The following is a 12,057-nucleotide window of genomic DNA, read 5'->3' on the forward strand; positions in this document are numbered from 1 at the left end:
AAAGTCCGTTTGCTAATAGCGTCAAACAACATAAATCACTCACATGAAAATCCTAGCAGGCAGTAGTAATAAGTTACTTGCATCTCGTTTAGCTATAGCATTAAATATTAAATATATTGAGCCGAGAATTACCTATTTCAATGATTCCGAAATAAAAGTAGAAATTCAAGAATCATTTCATAATGAAGATGTAATCATAGTACAATCCACATCAAAGCCCGTTAATGATCGCTTAATTGAACTGTTCTTGCTAGTAGATGCAGCAAAAAAAGCGGTAGCAAATTGAATAATTCTAGTAATGCCTTATTTCGGTTATGCAAGGCAAGATAATATAAATTCTCAAAATATAATTCCTGCTAAGTTAATAGCAGATTTTTTGGAGAAGCTCGAAGTAAACCATGTAATTACTATTGATTTACATTCCGATAAAATAGAGAAATTTTTTAATATTTCTATTTCTAATCTTGCACCTATAAATTTATATATCCCGTTTTTAAGAACTTATAGCAATTTCGTTATAGTTGCACCTGATAAAGGAAGTATCAATCGAGTTCAAAAAATTAGTAATTTATTAAATATAGATTCAGCTTATATAAACAAAGAAAGGGATATAAATAATAATTGCGAGATGATATCAATAATAGGTAGTGTAGAGGGCAAAAATTGCATATTAATTGATGATATTATAGATAGCGGTGAAACAATCGTAAAAGCAGCAAGATTTTTAAAAGAACATTCGGCTTTATCGGTTAGTGCTTTTATAACTCATGCTGTGCTTGCTACCGGTTCTAAAGATAAAATTGAAAATTCGGGGGTAGATAAGATTTTTGTTACTGATACTATAGAAGTAGGTGACTTACCTACAAAATTTCATATAATACCGGTAATGCCAATTATCGTAAAAGAGTTAAGAAATATACTATGAGCTTGTGTACTCTAGAAATCAATCTGTCTGCAATAAAAAATAATTATCTTTTATTACAAGATATTTGCAAAACTTCATTAGTCGGTGCTGCCGTTAAAGCTAACGGTTACGGTCTTGGAGCAGTACAAATTTCTAAAACTTTAATAGAAGAAAATTGTAAGCATTTTTTTGTGGCTTCAAGTGAAGAAGGAGTGAATTTACGAAAAGCCCTAGGTAATGATGTAAATATTTTAGTGCTTAACGGCGTTTTTGAGCATGATGCTTTAGAGCTGATAGAATACAATTTAGTCCCTGTTCTAAATAACTTAAAACAAATAGAAATTTGGCAAAAATTCGGTAATTTGAAAAACCGATTATTGCCTTGTTATCTGCATTTCAACACAGGCATTAACCGCCTTGGATTAACTCATAATGAAATAGAGCAGCTAATTAATGATCGTGATTTGTTAAAAGGGCTAGATTTACAATATATTATAAGCCATCTAGCTATATCCGAGGAAATAGATAATCCTTATAATCTAGAGCAATTAAACAGATTTAAAACTTATTTACAATATTTCCCAAGTACAAAAGCAAGCCTTGCTAATTCCGGCGGCATATTTTTAGGTCAGGACTATCATTTTGATTTAGCAAGACCAGGGGCTGCTTTATATGGGCTTAATCCTTTAACACAGAATCCTGTAACCTTAAAAGCTCCTATAATCCATTTACAGAATTTGACACTAGATAGCCATATCGGTTATAATATGACTTTTACAACTAAGCGTGATAGTGTCATTGCAACATTACCGCTTGGTTATGCCGATGGGTTTAGTCGTAATTTTAGCAATCAAGGCGAAGTATTTATTAATGGTCGCAGCGTTCCTATAGTAGGGCGAATATCGATGGATTTGATAAATATCGATGTTACCGATCTACCACCGCTTGATATTTTTCTAGGGCAGGAAGCAGAAATTATTGGAAATTATTGCACGCCCGATAAAATAGCGAGTATTATAGGTACTATCGGGTATGAGGTGTTGACTAGTCTTGGTAGTAGGTATAAGAGAGTGTATACTCGATGAACTTCAAAAATTGGCTACGTCGTCCTACAAGTACTACGGTGCTCACGTATTAAGTATACGCTCCGCTCCTCGTCTTGTGGACTCCTTACTCTTTTTGAAGTTGATCTTCGTATACCGGTGTTTCAAATTACCGGAGTTTATCAATTAACTTTTAAAATATATATACAAATGTTATTAAATATAGCTAATTCGGTCGGTAAACGTACTATAAAGTTTGCACAAAGTGTAGGTAGTTTTTCTCTATTTAGCTTTGCTGCCGTTAGCAGTATCATAAGACCGCCTTTATATTTGAGTTTAATCATCAGACAATTATTATTTATCGGATTTCACTCGCTTCCGGTTGTTGCGATGACGACTTTTTTCTCAGGAGCGGTACTTGCATTACAGAGTTATACCGGTTTTTCCCGTTTCTCAGCTGAAAGTTCCATTGCAACGGTAGTAGTATTGTCGCTGACTAGAGAGCTTGGACCTGTCTTAGCCGGACTAATGGTAGCAGGAAGAGTCGGGGCATCAATCGCCGCCGAAATAGCTACGATGAGAGTAACGGAACAGGTAGATGCTTTATATACTTTATCTACCGATCCTATTAAATATTTAGTTTTTCCAAGAGTAATAGCAGCTATTATTACAATGCCTTGTCTTGTTTTAATCGGCGATATAATTGGTGTTATGGGCGGTTATTTGGTAGGGGTATATAAACTTGATTTTAATAGTGCAGCTTATTTAACCAGTACTTTTCAGTATTTAGAACCGATTGACGTAATTTCCGGTCTTGTTAAAGCGGGAGTTTTTGGGTTTATTATTTCTATAATAAGTTGCTATAGCGGCTATTATTCAGGTAAAGGGGCTAAGGGAGTTGGAAGAGCAACTACCTCGGCAGTAGTAAATTCTTCTATCCTTATCTTAATCAGCAACTATCTAATAACCGAATTATTTTTCAAAGTATAAGCATGGCAAAAAAAGAAGAGTTTAAAATTAAAATTCGGTCATTATATAAATCATTTGCTAATCATAAGGTATTAGACGGAATAGATTTGGATGTAAAAAAGGGCAGTTCATTAGTTATTTTAGGCGGTTCCGGTAGCGGTAAATCGGTTCTAATTAAAAATATAGTAGGACTGATTAAACCTGATAAAGGTAAAATTTTTATTGATAATGTAGAAATCCAAGATATCTCAAGTAAACAAAAATTTGAGATTATGGACGGTATAGGTTTTTTATTCCAAGGTGGAGCATTATTTGACTCCTTGAATATACGTGATAATATTACTTTCGAGACTAGAAAATTATCTAAGAAAGAAAAAAACGACCTTGCCGGTGCAAAGCTTAATTCCGTCGGTTTGTCCCCTAGAATACTCGATCTTTACCCTTCCGAATTATCGGGAGGAATGCAAAAAAGAGTAGCCCTTGCTAGGGCTATTTGTAGTACACCGTCGATTTTATTTCTTGATGAACCGACCACAGGGCTTGATCCTATAATGGCAAATGTTATTAACGAATTAATTATAAAAATCCAAGAAGAGCTAGGGGCAACTACGATTACTATAACTCATGATATGATTAGTGCCGAAAAAATAGCTAAAGAAGTAGCTATGATTTATCAAGGAAAAATTAAATGGTACGGTAGTAAAGATGAAATGCGTAATAGTGATAATCCTTATTTAAAACAATTTATAAATGGATTAACTACCGGTCCTATAGAGGTATAAAATGTTTAAGAACTTATTATGTATAATAATATTTCTAGGTATAAACCTAAATGTTTATGCTATAAACTCTAGCTCTTATACGACAGATGATATAATAAAAATAGTAATTATTCTTGGAATAGTTATTTTAATTTTTAGTCCTGCAAAATTTCGTATAATCGTTATCGGTACTATGTTAGGCTTGGCTTGTGCCTATTTCACATATAAATACATCGTACCTATCTTTATTTCTTCACTAAACGGACCATAAAGATAAATATTGCTATTAGTGATGCCCACACCTCATCTATTTTCTCTTCTAACAGTATTAATTTAATATTCTACAATTAATCTAAAACTCTAACTCCCCCATGATAGCCATCTAATTCAAAAGAATTGGGGTGTATATTTTTACATGCGTCTAAACCTATAATATTAATCATATTAGTATTATTATCAATATCATTTAAAGTAGTGAGAATATCTTCTAAGTATTTAGATGATTCAGGTGAATCATTACCTCCAATTATTCGTACTTTTATTAAATCTTGTTCTATCAATTCATTTTGATTAAAGTCAGTAATTAACTGCTCTAACTGTTGTGAATTAATATTTCTAGCTAATGCTATTTTATTTAATTTTACGGAAAAGAAACTACAGGCAATCTCTTCATTTAAATCTTTAGTATAAATTACTAAATCATCATTTATATCAAAAATTTTATATTCTTGTGAGTTAATTTCAATTTGCATATTTTATCTACTTTTTTGATCATTTTTTTGTAAAGAAGTATTTTTATTAGGAGGAGTATAGCTAGGTGCGGCTATTTTTACTTCAGGGCTTATATTCTTTTTTAATACCTTATCGCTGGATAGGTTTAATTCTGGTTCATTCTTTTTATTATTTTTACTACTAAAAATATTTATGAAAAAATCTTTTATTTTTTGTATACTTTTTTGTATCCATGATTTTTTAATATTACTATCTTGTTGGTAGGTAGAATGAGTTAGTGCTAATGTTTTATTAATTTCTGAACGTACACTTTCCAACGGATTTAAATTGTTAGATAATAAATAATCAGTTTTAGCTATTAAATTATTTACAATTTTTGTTTTTTCTTGATCATTTAGATTCAATTCTTGAACTCGATTACTAATATTTTTAGTTACTATATTTTTTACTAATTTTGGATTAGTTTTTTGAATTTCCTCTGCTACTTTAGTAAGTGGTCTTGATATTTGATTAGATTGCCATGTTTCCATAGAATTAGGATTTTGATTAGCTCCTAATAAATATTGCTGAATAATATGTTTTTGTTGAATTTCATTTAAAGAGCGATTAGGTATATTTTTATTTTTAGTTAAATCAAAAGCTTTATAAAGTGCAGGAGTATTACTTCCTATGCCTAAATGTACTTGCCTGCTAGCAGTTGTTTTATCCTCTCTACCTGGAACAGCATGCGTTAATTTACCTGTTATTGGATCAAATATAATTCCTGATGGAGCTCCCTTGTCTCCTATATCTGCAGATTTTATATTTACGTTAGAGTGGTTATTTAATTCTTATGTTACTTTACGAATATTACCATCTGATACTGCAATTGATACTGCAGATCTATCACGTCCTCCTACTAAATAAGCTTCTAATTTAGTATTAGGAGGAAAGTTGCTTATTACATCATGTGTTAAAGAACTAGCATCAGTAAATCTGTCAACATGGGCTAATGCAGTTTTTTTAGTTAATGGATCATGTAAAATTACAGCAACGCATTGTTGAATGTTATCAGTGCCTATCTTTTCTTTATCAGAAAAACCAACTTCATGCTGTTCCACACGAACAGCTTCATAATCAACTATACCTTGCTGTAACGAGTAAGCATATGCATACTGCTCTATTGAATTTTCTTTACGGTTTTGAGTTTTATAAGCAGCTCCTAAAGCTAATCTTGCCATTAATTCTTTAGTTTGATCATTATTAGCTTGGCTCTTTATTAAAATTGATTCTTGCTTTTTAATAAATTTATCTAATGTTCCTTGTTGTTGATGTGCAGTTACTAATTCTTTGTATGAATTTTCTACATTATAATATTGCTTTGCTTCAAAAGAATTTTCTATGCTATCTTGAAATTTTTGAATAGCATTATCAAACATTCCTAGTTGTTGATAGCTACGTCCTATCATAGTATTAATATAAGAAAGAAAATTACTATCAGTTTGACCTATAGCAATTTGTTCAGCTTTTTGTAGTTGTTTAAGAGCAACAGGATGATTGCCTTTGCTATATAATTTTAATCCTTCATTATACAAAAAAGCTGCTTGGTTATGATCAATTTGTTCTTTCGTATTTAATGGTTTTGGAGTAAGATTACTAATATATTCAGGAAAACTTGAAGGTAACTCTCCTAATTTTTTAATTAGTCCGGTGATATTACCTTGAACTGGCTTCCCATTAATAAGCATAGATTTATAATAGTTTAATTAATTTATATTTTTATATAAAACTCTGTTATTTAATAAAAATCAAGCATTAGCTAATACCTAGCTACAAAATAATTATCTCTTGACACTAAGGGAGTATTACTTTATATTTTTTATCTATTGTATATTTATAAGTTTTAAGGTATTTAGCTTATGTCACGTAAGTGCGAACTCACAGGTGTGGGTGTTTTATACGGCAACAATGTATCACATTCTCAACGTAAAACTAGAAGACGTTTTGAGCCTAATTTAAGGTCAGTTAAGTTTACAAGTGATATAACAGCCGGAGAATATAGATTATCGGTTAATGCTAGATGTATTAGTTCAGTGGAAAAAGCCGGCGGTTTTGATGCGTATATTCTAAAAGCCGATGATAATGTTTTATCAAGTAACGCTAGAGCTATTAAGAAAAAAATAATTCAGACTAAAACGGCAAAATCATTATGAAAAGCGGTATACATCCAGAATATAAAAAGTTTTTGATTAAAGTAGGAAGCGATGTTTTTGAAACAATGTCTACTCATCCTACAGGTGAAATTTTAATGGATGTTGATTTTAGAAAGCATCCGGCATGGAATAAAGATTCCGGAAATGTAGTAAATCAATCGAACAAAAGTGTTAGTGATTTCAATAAAAGATTCTCAGGTCTTTCTTTCGGTGGTAAGAAAGAAGCTAGTTAAGCTTTGTTTGTGGATACTGAAGGTCGTCTGAGCTATGGAAATTGCATAGCAATTGTACGCCCGCAATCTCAGGAATTTATTATTATTTCATGAGATTGCCACGCAGCCTACGGATGCTCGCAATGACTACTCGATATCTATGCAAGAATGACACTAGCAATATTCGCATAGTATTGGACTAAATCGCAATATAACACAGATAAATCGTCAATTCTCAATTATTGCGGGGTGGAGCAGCTCGGTAGCTCGTCAGGCTCATAACCTGAAGATCGTTGGTTCAAATCCAGCCCCCGCTACCATATTTTTATATTTTCAGTAAAATTATTTTTCTGGACTTCCGCTTTTAGCGATGTTGTTGCATAGCTCGATTTTTCCGTCATTGAGAGAAGAATTAAATAGTAATTCGACGAAGCAATCTCAGGAGATTTGATTAGATTGCCACGTAGCCTACGGCTGCGGTCTTGTTGCATGGCTCGTTTTATGTCATTCCCGCGGAGGCGGGAAGGAAGTAAAAACCTATAAAAAACTTGTTTTTTTAGGTTTATTTTACCAAATGTGTAACTTCTATATCGATATTTGAAGTTATTTTTCTGAATTCCCGCCTGCACGGTTATGACACCGAGTGCGTTTTTCGAGCCATGCAACAACGCCTATGGCTGCTCGCAATGACGACTCGGTATTCACGCGGGCAATGCCTAATTACATCAAATACGAAAGCAAATTATGACTACTCAGAAAATAGTGCCTACAAAATCGACTGATAGCAGTAAGCTTTTTCGTCATCAAGCTAAATTTGTAGCCGGTGCTATGAATATAAATCAAATCCCCAATTTTTCATTACCGGAAATTGCTTTTGTCGGTAAGTCAAATGTCGGCAAATCAAGCCTAATAAATACGATATGTAATAATAAAAATCTTGCTAAAGTTTCTAATACTCCGGGACGTACTAGGCAAATCAATTTTTTTAACCTTGCAGATAAACTTATTATAGTTGACCTTCCCGGTTATGGTTTTGCTAATGTTCCTATATTAGTCAAAGAACAGTGGGAAGTGTTAATTAGTTATTATTTACGAAGTAGTTATAATTTAAGGTTAGTTAACTTATTGATTGATTCAAGAAGAGGTATAAAAGAAAACGATAAGAAAGTAGCTGAGCTATTACTTGAAAATAAAAGAGAATTTCAAATTATTTTCACAAAATCCGATAAAGTTACGGATCGTAAAAACCTTAACGATGAAGCACAGAATTTTCTTGCAACTTTAAACTACTCATGTAATGTTATGTATGTAAGTAGTAGGAGTAAAGAAGGTGCAAGAGAACTTAAAGCTAGTTTGGCAAAATGCATCAAACCTCAAAGGTAAAGAGGTAGATAGTATTTCTTCATTAAATAACATTGCTATAATTAAGAATATAATAAAGTGTAGTAGTGAGTTGAAGAATCAAGCAATAGTTCTAAAATTACCTGCTACTATTATTATTGACAATAAATTATTTACGGCTTTTATTGAATCTGTTAGATTGCTTGAGATGTGCGGTGCTAAAATATATATAGTACATGATCATATTGATTTACGAAGTTCGTCTTTAATATCACAAATAGATGAAAATTTTAGTCAGAAAATTAGTAAAATAAGCGACTATGGTTCTCTAAATAATCCTATTATTATGGAAATTTTATCCAGTTACATTAACAAGCTTATAGTAACAAAGTTAAGTAGTATAGGTTGTTATGCAGTTGGTATTTCAGGTAAGGATGCTAATTTACTGCAAGCAAAAAAGTCAAAATTATCTCACCGAAAAATTGTAAATCATGATGTTATAAATATTGGCTTTTTAAGCGAACCTATTATGATTAATCCGGAAATTTTATTAAATTTTGAAGATAATAATATTATACCCGTGATAGCACCATTTGCTAATGATGATCAGGAAAAAACGCATTTATTAAATGTTAACTTAACGGTAGCAACAATTGCTTCTGCATTAAGTGCGGAACATTTAATATTGCCATATGAGATATTACAGGTATCCGAGACATTTCCGTATAATATAAAAATACGAGATATTAACTTATTGAAATCAATGTTAGATGATAGTAATAATTTTATCGAAGAAGAATTAATTAAGATAGCAGTTAATGCACTTGAAAATAATAACGGTTACGTACATTTTGTGAATAGTGAAGTGCCGAATTCAATATTGTCAACTATGTTTGATATTAATATAAATTAATAGAGGTTTTTTATGGCAGGAGCATTAGCATCCGATCTTTTATTTGTAGGGTTAACTAGACCGCCGATGATATTTGGAGTAAGTATTAAGTTTGCTGCATTAAATATGATAATGACTATGATAGTATTTATTTGGAATAACGGCATTATGATTTTATTCATTGCAGCTGCTTTGCATTTGGTAGCTTATATTATATGTTTTAAAGAACCGAGATTCATAGAGCTATATTTAAATAAAATGTCAAGAACTAGCCAATGTCCTAATAAATTTTACTACGGAGCAAATTCGTATAATATTTGAGTTTTATGTCATTCCTGCGTGGATGCTAAACCGTCATTGCGAGCAGCCGTAGGCTGCGTGGATCGATTTTATCCGTCATTGCGAGAAGAATTACGTAGTAATTCGACGAAGCAATCTCAGGAATTTGTTATTATTTCATGAGATTGCCACGCATTCTACGAATGCTCGCAATGACGGTTTAGCATCCACGCAATCAATGCCTCTTGCAATGACAAAATAAATCAAAATAGTTAAATCAGGTGAGGTAATGAAGTTATTTAGAACTAGAGCAGCTAAAGAATTAAGGTCTAAACAAGAAAGACCAACTTCGCATTTTATTCCTTATAAATGTCATTGGGATAGTAATACTATTTTAACAAAAGATAATTCTTTATTACAAGTTATTAAAATAAACGGATTTTCTTTTGAAACTGCTGATGATGAAGATCTAGACATTAAAAAGAATATCAGAAATGCCTTACTTAAAAATATGGCTTCAGGAAATATCGTTATGTATTTCCATACTATTAGAAGACGTAAAGCAGTAATATTTGACGATACGGAATTTACTTATGATCCTACCGTAAAAGTCCCTAATGATTTTATTACTTATTTAGGTGCGGAATGGCGTAAGAAACATGCGGGGGCTAGGTCATTTTTTAACGAATTATATGTTAGTATTTTATATAAGCCTGATACCGGCGGTGCTGCTATAGTTGAGTATTTTCTAAAGAAGCTTAGACAAAAATCTAATAAAACCGCTTGGGAAAATGACATGAAAGAGATGAAAGAAAATCTTCAAGAAATGTCAACTAGAGTGGTTAATACATTCAGAAGTTACGGAGCAAGATTACTTGGAGTTCGTCAAACGCAGTCAGGTAGTTATTGCGAAATTTTAGAATTCCTTTCATCTTTAATCAATTGCGGCGATTCACCAGGTCCTATAGCAGTACCGCGTGGTACTATTGATGAATATTTACCGACTCATCGCTTATTTTTTGATTCTCGTACTATTGAAGCAAGAAGTCCGCTTGGCAAAAAATATGCCGGAATGATCAGTATACTTGAATACGGCCCTAATACTTCGGCAGGAATTTTTGACGGATTTCTGCAAATGCCTTTTGAATTTGTCATGACTCAAAGCTTTGTCTTTGCTAATAGAACCGTAGCGATCGGTAAAATGCAATTACAGCAAAATAGAATGATACAATCCGGTGATAAAGCTACTTCGCAAATTGCTGAAATTAATACGGCCCTTGATATGGCCACTAGCGGTGATATTGGTTTCGGTGAGCATCATTTATCGCTTTTATGTTCCGCAAATAATATTAAAGCTTTGGAAGATATATTATCAATGGCAGCAGTTGAGCTTTCTAATTCAGGAATTCAGCCGGTTAGAGAAAAAGTTAACATGGAACCTAGCTATTGGGGACAGTTGCCTGGAAATATGGATTATATAGTACGTAAATCCACTATAAATACTCTTAATATGGCTAGCTTTGCCTCACAACATAATTATCCGCTCGGTAAAATTAGAGATAACCATTGGGGAGAATATGTCACAGTACTTGATACTACTTCAGGTACGCCGTTTTATTTTAATTTCCATGTAAGGGATGTTGGACATACTCTAATTATCGGTCCAACTGGTGCCGGTAAAACAGTTCTTATGAATTTTTTATGTGCGGAAGCACAAAAATTCAAACCTCGTATGTTCTTTTTTGATAAAGATCGAGGAGCAGAAATATTTATACGTGCTTTAAACGGAGTTTATACAGTAATTGATCCGGGGGCAAAATGCAACTTTAACCCTTTGCAGCTTGAAGATACTAGTGAGAATAGAACATTTATTTTAGAGTGGCTTCGTGTGCTTGTAACTTCTAACGGTGAAAGTTTAACTGCACAAGATAATAAAATCTTATCCCAAGCAGTAAGTGGCAATTTTAGATTAGAGAAAAAAGATAGAAGGCTTAGTAATGTTATAGCATTTCTTGGTATTGATACACCAAATAGTTTGGCAAGTAGGATTGCGATGTGGGTCGGTAAAGGTTCACACGCTAAGATATTTGACAATGAAATAGATGATATTGATTTACAAAAGGCAAGAGTATTCGGCTTTGATATGACTGAATTACTTAAAGATCCTACAAGTCTTGCACCGGTATTGTTATATATTTTTCATCGCATTAATATCTCTTTAGATGGGCAGAAAACTATGATAGTACTTGATGAAGCATGGGCTTTAATCGATAATCCGGTATTTGCACCTAAGATCAAAGATTGGTTAAAAGTGTTGAGAAAATTAAATACTTTTGTTATATTTGCTACGCAGAGTGTTGAAGATGCTGCAAAAAGTAGAATTAGTGATACGTTGATTCAACAAACAGCTACGCAGATTTTTTTACCTAATTTGAAAGCTACGGATATTTATCGTAGTGCATTTATGTTAAGTCAGCGAGAATATATTTTAATTAAAACTACCGACCCTACTACACGTTATTTTTTAATAAAACAAGGAATAGATGCCGTAGTTGCTAAAGTTAACTTAGACGGTATGAATAATATAATTAGTGTTTTATCCGGCAGAGTTGAGACTGTAATATTGCTCGATCAAATTAGAGAGAAATACGGCAATGATCCGGATAAGTGGTTACCTATATTTTATGAAGCAGTTAAAACATTATAGATTTAATGAATTATGGTTAGCACTT

General features: G+C 32.5%; 13 protein-coding genes, 1 tRNA gene and 2 pseudogenes. 13 read left to right on the forward strand and 3 right to left on the reverse strand.

The window, feature by feature from the left end; genetic code table 11:
• Positions 1 to 43: 43 nt before the first annotated feature.
• The 6 genes and pseudogenes from H6P87_RS00670 to H6P87_RS00700 form a co-directional block, all read left to right on the forward strand.
• Positions 44 to 325 (forward strand): annotated as a pseudogene (locus H6P87_RS00670) (ribose-phosphate pyrophosphokinase-like domain-containing protein); the annotation flags it as partial.
• Entirely contained in the window at positions 299 to 925 is a 627-nt protein-coding gene (locus tag H6P87_RS00675) for a ribose-phosphate diphosphokinase (RefSeq protein WP_246438138.1), read from the forward strand. The pseudogene H6P87_RS00670 and the gene H6P87_RS00675, both read left to right, overlap by 27 nt.
• Entirely contained in the window at positions 922 to 1,989 is a 1,068-nt protein-coding gene (locus tag H6P87_RS00680) for an alanine racemase (protein WP_202069629.1), read from the forward strand. Before H6P87_RS00675 ends, H6P87_RS00680 begins: the two co-directional genes overlap by 4 nt.
• A gap of 168 nt (positions 1,990 to 2,157) precedes the next feature.
• Positions 2,158 to 2,937: an MlaE family ABC transporter permease gene (locus H6P87_RS00690; protein WP_202069630.1), complete on the forward strand. Its 780-nt coding sequence runs from the start codon at positions 2,158 to 2,160 to the stop codon at positions 2,935 to 2,937.
• Between the two features lie 2 nt (positions 2,938 to 2,939).
• Positions 2,940 to 3,698, forward strand: a complete 759-nt coding sequence (locus tag H6P87_RS00695; protein ID WP_202069631.1) for an ABC transporter ATP-binding protein — start codon at positions 2,940 to 2,942, stop codon at positions 3,696 to 3,698.
• 1 nt (position 3,699) lies between these two features.
• The gene (locus H6P87_RS00700; protein ID WP_040256865.1) at positions 3,700 to 3,948 is read left to right on the forward strand and encodes a DUF5510 family protein; all 249 of its coding nucleotides are present in this window, start codon (positions 3,700 to 3,702) and stop codon (positions 3,946 to 3,948) included.
• A 76-nt stretch (positions 3,949 to 4,024) separates the two neighbouring features.
• Here H6P87_RS00700 and H6P87_RS00705 read toward each other — a convergent pair whose 3' ends face one another.
• From H6P87_RS00705 to H6P87_RS00715, 3 genes and pseudogenes are all read right to left on the reverse strand, one after another.
• On the reverse strand, positions 4,025 to 4,237 hold the full coding sequence (locus H6P87_RS00705; protein ID WP_202070045.1) for a hypothetical protein: 213 nt from the start codon (positions 4,235 to 4,237) through the stop codon (positions 4,025 to 4,027).
• A 195-nt stretch (positions 4,238 to 4,432) separates the two neighbouring features.
• Entirely contained in the window at positions 4,433 to 4,939 is a 507-nt protein-coding gene (locus tag H6P87_RS00710) for a hypothetical protein (protein ID WP_246438142.1), read from the reverse strand.
• 210 nt (positions 4,940 to 5,149) lie between these two features.
• A pseudogene (locus H6P87_RS00715) lies at positions 5,150 to 5,629 on the reverse strand (hypothetical protein); the annotation flags it as partial.
• A gap of 678 nt (positions 5,630 to 6,307) precedes the next feature.
• Here H6P87_RS00715 and rpmB point away from each other — a divergent pair.
• The 7 genes from rpmB (at position 6,308) to H6P87_RS00750 (ending at position 12,032) form a co-directional block, all read left to right on the forward strand.
• The gene (gene rpmB / locus H6P87_RS00720) at positions 6,308 to 6,601 is read left to right on the forward strand and encodes a 50S ribosomal protein L28 (RefSeq protein WP_004996729.1); all 294 of its coding nucleotides are present in this window, start codon (positions 6,308 to 6,310) and stop codon (positions 6,599 to 6,601) included.
• Positions 6,598 to 6,834 (forward strand): 50S ribosomal protein L31, encoded by a 237-nt coding sequence (gene rpmE, locus H6P87_RS00725; RefSeq protein ID WP_014412015.1) that lies wholly within the window; start codon positions 6,598 to 6,600, stop codon positions 6,832 to 6,834. The genes rpmB and rpmE overlap by 4 nt, the downstream gene beginning before the upstream one ends.
• 222 nt (positions 6,835 to 7,056) lie before the next feature.
• Positions 7,057 to 7,133, forward strand: a tRNA-Met gene (locus tag H6P87_RS00730).
• 424 nt (positions 7,134 to 7,557) lie between these two features.
• Positions 7,558 to 8,196, forward strand: coding sequence for a ribosome biogenesis GTP-binding protein YihA/YsxC (gene yihA / locus H6P87_RS00735; RefSeq protein ID WP_202069632.1), 639 nt, complete (start codon positions 7,558 to 7,560; stop codon positions 8,194 to 8,196).
• On the forward strand, positions 8,144 to 9,067 hold the full coding sequence (locus H6P87_RS00740; protein ID WP_202069633.1) for an amino acid kinase family protein: 924 nt from the start codon (positions 8,144 to 8,146) through the stop codon (positions 9,065 to 9,067). The genes yihA and H6P87_RS00740 overlap by 53 nt, the downstream gene beginning before the upstream one ends.
• Before the next feature lie 12 nt (positions 9,068 to 9,079).
• Positions 9,080 to 9,367, forward strand: coding sequence for a type IV secretion system protein VirB3 (locus H6P87_RS00745; protein ID WP_010976817.1), 288 nt, complete (start codon positions 9,080 to 9,082; stop codon positions 9,365 to 9,367).
• Positions 9,368 to 9,614: 247 nt separating this feature from the next.
• The gene (locus H6P87_RS00750; RefSeq protein WP_202069634.1) at positions 9,615 to 12,032 is read left to right on the forward strand and encodes a VirB4 family type IV secretion/conjugal transfer ATPase; all 2,418 of its coding nucleotides are present in this window, start codon (positions 9,615 to 9,617) and stop codon (positions 12,030 to 12,032) included.
• The last annotated feature ends 25 nt before the right edge of the window (positions 12,033 to 12,057 follow it).

This window comes from Rickettsia tillamookensis (assembly GCF_016743795.2).
GTDB classification, from domain to species: domain Bacteria; phylum Pseudomonadota; class Alphaproteobacteria; order Rickettsiales; family Rickettsiaceae; genus Rickettsia; species Rickettsia tillamookensis.

What these genes read in the sequence shown, in the direction of transcription:
- H6P87_RS00675 (WP_246438138.1), top strand. Translation starts at nt 299, where the DNA reads ATGCCTTATTTCGGTTATGCAAGGCAAGATAATATAAATTCTCAAAAT.
- H6P87_RS00680 (WP_202069629.1), top strand. Translation starts at nt 922, where the DNA reads ATGAGCTTGTGTACTCTAGAAATCAATCTGTCTGCAATAAAAAATAAT.
- H6P87_RS00690 (WP_202069630.1), top strand. Translation starts at nt 2,158, where the DNA reads ATGTTATTAAATATAGCTAATTCGGTCGGTAAACGTACTATAAAGTTT.
- H6P87_RS00695 (WP_202069631.1), top strand. Translation starts at nt 2,940, where the DNA reads ATGGCAAAAAAAGAAGAGTTTAAAATTAAAATTCGGTCATTATATAAA.
- H6P87_RS00700 (WP_040256865.1), top strand. Translation starts at nt 3,700, where the DNA reads ATGTTTAAGAACTTATTATGTATAATAATATTTCTAGGTATAAACCTA.
- H6P87_RS00710 (WP_246438142.1), bottom strand. Translation starts at nt 4,939, where the DNA reads ATGGAAACATGGCAATCTAATCAAATATCAAGACCACTTACTAAAGTA.
- rpmB (WP_004996729.1), top strand. Translation starts at nt 6,308, where the DNA reads ATGTCACGTAAGTGCGAACTCACAGGTGTGGGTGTTTTATACGGCAAC.
- rpmE (WP_014412015.1), top strand. Translation starts at nt 6,598, where the DNA reads ATGAAAAGCGGTATACATCCAGAATATAAAAAGTTTTTGATTAAAGTA.
- yihA (WP_202069632.1), top strand. Translation starts at nt 7,558, where the DNA reads ATGACTACTCAGAAAATAGTGCCTACAAAATCGACTGATAGCAGTAAG.
- H6P87_RS00745 (WP_010976817.1), top strand. Translation starts at nt 9,080, where the DNA reads ATGGCAGGAGCATTAGCATCCGATCTTTTATTTGTAGGGTTAACTAGA.
- H6P87_RS00750 (WP_202069634.1), top strand. Translation starts at nt 9,615, where the DNA reads ATGAAGTTATTTAGAACTAGAGCAGCTAAAGAATTAAGGTCTAAACAA.